The organism is Pseudoxanthomonas sp. LjRoot204_2 (assembly GCF_056175765.1).
The window spans coordinates 1-1,281 of the sequence record NZ_JBGFFG010000667.1 but is presented as its reverse complement, the minus strand read 5'-3'; the positions used below and the strand labels follow the sequence as shown (position 1 = coordinate 1,281).

1 protein-coding gene is annotated in these 1,281 nt (G+C 72.7%); it reads right to left on the bottom strand.

The window, feature by feature from the left end; genetic code table 11:
- Positions 1-78 precede the first annotated feature (78 nt).
- The coding region (locus tag AC04L7_RS18940) for a putative bifunctional diguanylate cyclase/phosphodiesterase (protein WP_475513737.1) at positions 79-1,281 on the bottom strand (1,203 nt) is incomplete at its 5' end.

Below are 1,281 nucleotides of genomic sequence, written 5' to 3'. Positions count from 1 at the left end.
TCAGGAACCGGCGCAGGATGCGGGCGCGATGCAGCACCTCGCCCGCCGCGGTGCGCGCGCCGCGTCGCCTGCCCTCGCCTAGCCCGCGGCGCACACCGCCCCTTGCGCCACGTCGGCGGCAGCGAGCCAGCGCGCCGCGAATTCGTCGCCCGGCACCGCACGGCCGATCAGGTACCCCTGCAGTTGCTGGCAACCGGCCTGGCGGAAGAAATCGCGCTGCGCCGGCGTTTCCACGCCTTCRGCCACCACGCTCAGGCCCAGCGTGTGCGCCATCGCCAGGATCGCCGTGGCGATCGCTTCGCCATCGCCGGGCACGGCGTGGGTGAACGCCATGTCGATCTTCAGCTTGTCGATCGGCAGGCGCTTCAGGTAGGCCATCGACGAGTAACCGGTGCCGAAATCGTCGATGGCCATGTGCAACCCGCGGGCGCGCAGCCTGGCCAGCTGGGCGACCGCCACGTCGGCGTCCTCCATCAGCACGCTTTCGGTCACTTCCAGCTCCAGGCAGTGCGCGGGCACGCCCGTGCTGCGCAAGACCTCGTCGATGAACCCGGGCAGCGCGTCCTCGCGCGTCTGCCGCACCGACAGGTTCACGGCCAGCCGCACATGGCCCCGCCCCTGCGCATGCCAGGCCGCGATCTGCCGGCAGGCCTCGCCGATCACCCAGCGGCCCAGCTCGAGGATCAGCGGGCCTTCTTCGGCGATCGGGATGAAGGTCGAGGGGGGCACCACGCCCAGCGCGGGATGGGTCCAGCGCAGCAGCGCCTCGGCACCGAGCAGCCGTCCGCTTTCCGCGCACACCTGCGGCTGGTAATGCAGCGCCAGTTGCCCCGCCGCCACGGCCTGGCCCAATGCCTCGCGCACGCCGATGCGGGCCAGCTGCGCCTGGCGCAGGCGCGGCTCGAAGCGCACGGCGCGATTGCGCCCTTCGCGCTTGGCGCAGTACATGGCGATGTCGGCATTGGCCGCCAGTTCCTCCAGCCGCGCCGCGTCCTCGGGCCAGCGACTGATGCCCGCACTGGCGGTGATGCGCAGGCTCAGGCCGTCCACCGTGAAGGGCACGACGAACCGGTCGAGCACCGCGTCGGCCACGCCGCCCACGCGCGCGGCCGCGTCGTCGCCGGCCAGCAGGACGGCGAACTCGTCGCCGCCCAGGCGGAACAGCCGTGCGCCGGCCGGCAGGGCGTCGGCGATGCGGTGGCCCACCTGGCGCAGCAGTGCGTCGCCGCCCTGGTGGCCGAGCTTGTCGTTGACGTCCTTGAAGCGGTCCAGGTCCAGCTG